At 68.8% G+C, this 2,462-nt stretch carries 3 protein-coding genes and 1 pseudogene; all 4 read right to left on the bottom strand.

Annotated elements, in window-relative coordinates; genetic code table 11:
• A pseudogene (locus tag AC2VOP_RS18270) lies at window positions 1-220 on the bottom strand (undecaprenyl-phosphate alpha-N-acetylglucosaminyl 1-phosphate transferase); the annotation flags it as partial.
• A gap of 8 nt (window positions 221-228) precedes the next feature.
• Complete coding sequence (locus AC2VOP_RS18265; protein WP_486962275.1) at window positions 229-882, bottom strand: L-threonylcarbamoyladenylate synthase; 654 nt, start codon at window positions 880-882, stop codon at window positions 229-231.
• Window positions 875-1,732 carry a peptide chain release factor N(5)-glutamine methyltransferase gene (gene prmC / locus AC2VOP_RS18260; protein ID WP_486962274.1) on the bottom strand — a complete coding sequence of 286 codons (858 nt, stop codon included), beginning with the start codon at window positions 1,730-1,732 and terminating at the stop codon, window positions 875-877. Before prmC ends, AC2VOP_RS18265 begins: the two co-directional genes overlap by 8 nt.
• Window positions 1,729-2,462: peptide chain release factor-like protein (locus tag AC2VOP_RS18255; RefSeq protein WP_486962273.1), on the bottom strand; the 734-nt coding region annotated here is incomplete at its 5' end. The genes prmC and AC2VOP_RS18255, both read right to left, overlap by 4 nt.

Genomic DNA, 2,462 nt, shown 5'->3' with positions numbered 1-2,462 from the left:
CGCGCTCGCGCGGATGGGCCACCGCACCCAGCCGGGTGGCCAGCACCCGCACCGGCCCGGTGGCGAAGTAGGTGATGATCGCCGCGGTCAGGCCGACGAGCGCCAGCTCGCGCAGCGGCACCCCGGCACCTTTGAAGGTCGGGTCGGACAGGGCGAGCAGCCTGCCGCTCAGGGCGCGCAGACTTTCCGGGTCACTCATCACCGAAAAACGGTACTGCACAGCACCGATCAGTCCGCCAGCCTGTCGGGGTCCAGCCCGAGCACCGCAGCGATGTCATCGGCGCTGACCGGCCCCGGCCGGAGGATGCGCGGGGCGGCCCCGGTCAGATCCAGGATTGTCGACGCAGTCTGTTGCGCTGCCGGGCCGGCGTCGAGATAAACGTCAACCCGGTCGCCGAGCTGCCGGTGGGCCTCGGCGGCATCGACCGCGGGCACGCTGCCGGACACGTTGGCACTGGACACGGCCATCGGCCCCACAGCGCGCAGCACATCGATGGCCACCGGGTGCAGCGGCATCCGCACCATCACAGTGCCGCGGGTGTCGCCGAGGTCCCACTGCAACGACGGCGCCTGCGTCACCACCAAGCTCAGCGCACCCGGCCAGAACGCGTGAATCAGCTCGCGCGCGGCATCGGAGACCATCAGGCAAAGCCCGTCGATGGTGTTCCACGATCCGACCAGCACACCTACCGGCATGTGACGGCTGCGCCCTTTGGCTGCCAGCAGCGCGGCCACCGCGGCGCTGTCGAAGGCGTCGGCGCCGACGCCGTAGACCGTGTCGGTAGGCAGCACCACCAGCCGGCTGTCGTGGACGGCGTCGACCGCCGCCGCGATCCCAGCCGAACGCTGGTCAGCGTCGGCGCAGTCGAACAACTCAGGCATAGGTCTTCCTGATTGACGTCACGAACCTCGGCCGGCCAGTAAGGTCCCGCCGAGCAGTGACGCCATCGAAAAGCCCGGTGCCGCGGATGAGTTCGACGGTTCGCGAGGATGTGGTGTCGTCGTGCTCGACGGCGAACAGGCCGTCCCGCCGCAACCAGCGTCCGGCCGCCGCGACCACCGCGGTGATCACCGACATCCCATTCGCCCCGCCGAACAGCGCGTGCGGTGGATCATGTTGGGCTACTTCAGGGTCCAACACGGCACCCTCGGGGATGTAGGGCGGGTTGGCCACGACGAGGTCGACCCGGCCGTCGAGGTCGGCCAGCAGCCCCGGTGTCGTCACGTCGGCCCGCACCAGTTCCACCGCGGTGCCGGCAGCGTTGCGTTGCGCGTAGTCCAGCGCGGTCTGTGAATCGTCGACACCCAGCACCCGGGCGGCGGGCCAGTGCCGGGCCAACGCAACCGCCAAAGCACCTGACCCGGTGCACACATCGACGATCACCGGCCTTGACGGAAGCCGCTGAGCCGTAGCTGGATTCAGAGCCCACTCCAGCATCGTCTCGGTCTCCGGGCGCGGAATGAACACCCCCGGGCCGACGTGCAACGTCGTCGGACCGAACGCCGCGGTCCCGGTCAGATGCTGCAGCGGCAGTCGGTTGCGACGCGCTGTGACCAGATCGTGGTAGCGGGTGAAGAATTCGTCTCCGGGAGAATCCAGCAAGGTCAGTCGGCTGCGGTCGGTGCCGGCGGCGTGGGCGGCCAACTCCTCGGCGTCGAAACGCGCCGAGTCGATCCCGGCCTCTGCGAAAGCCGCTGCAGCGGAGTCGATCACGTGTCTGAGACGGGTCATGTCGGTTGTGTCTGCTGCATTCGGGACTGCTTGTCGGCTGCGGCCAGCGCGTCGAACAACGCGTCGAGGTCCCCGTCGAGAACCTGGTCGAGGTTGTGCGACTTGTAGCCGATGCGGTGGTCGGTGATTCGGTTCTCCGGGAAGTTGTAGGTACGGATGCGCTCGCTGCGGTCCACCGTGCGGATCTGGCTGGCGCGGTCGGCCGAGGCATCGGCCAGCGCCTGCTCCTCGGCCACGGCCTGCAGCCGGGCTGCCAGCACCTGCAGGGCGCGGGTCTTGTTCTGCAGCTGGGAGCGTTCGTTCTGGCAGGTGACGACGATCCCGGTGGGCAGGTGGGTGATGCGGACCGCGGAGTCAGTGGTGTTAACACCTTGGCCCCCTTTGCCGGACGACCGGTAGACGTCGATGCGCAGTTCGGACTCGTCGATGGTGACCTCGGCGATTTCCTCGGGTTCGGGATAGACCAGCACACCGGCTGCCGAGGTGTGCACGCGGCCCTGGGACTCGGTCACCGGAACCCGCTGCACCCGGTGCACCCCGCCCTCGAACTTCAGCCGCGACCACACCCCGTCCGCGCTGTCGCCTCTGCTTCCGATGGCGAGGGTGACGTTCTTGTAGCCGCCCAGATCGGAGGTGGTCTCGTCGAGCACCGTCACCGTCCAGCCGTGCCGCTCGGCGTAGCGGATGTACATCCGGGCCAGGTCGGCGGCGAACAGCGCCGACTCTTCCC

This window comes from Mycobacterium sp. TH-M106 (assembly GCF_057473765.1).
The sequence above is the reverse complement of the archived record's forward strand: the minus strand, read 5'-3'. Positions and strand labels throughout refer to the sequence as shown.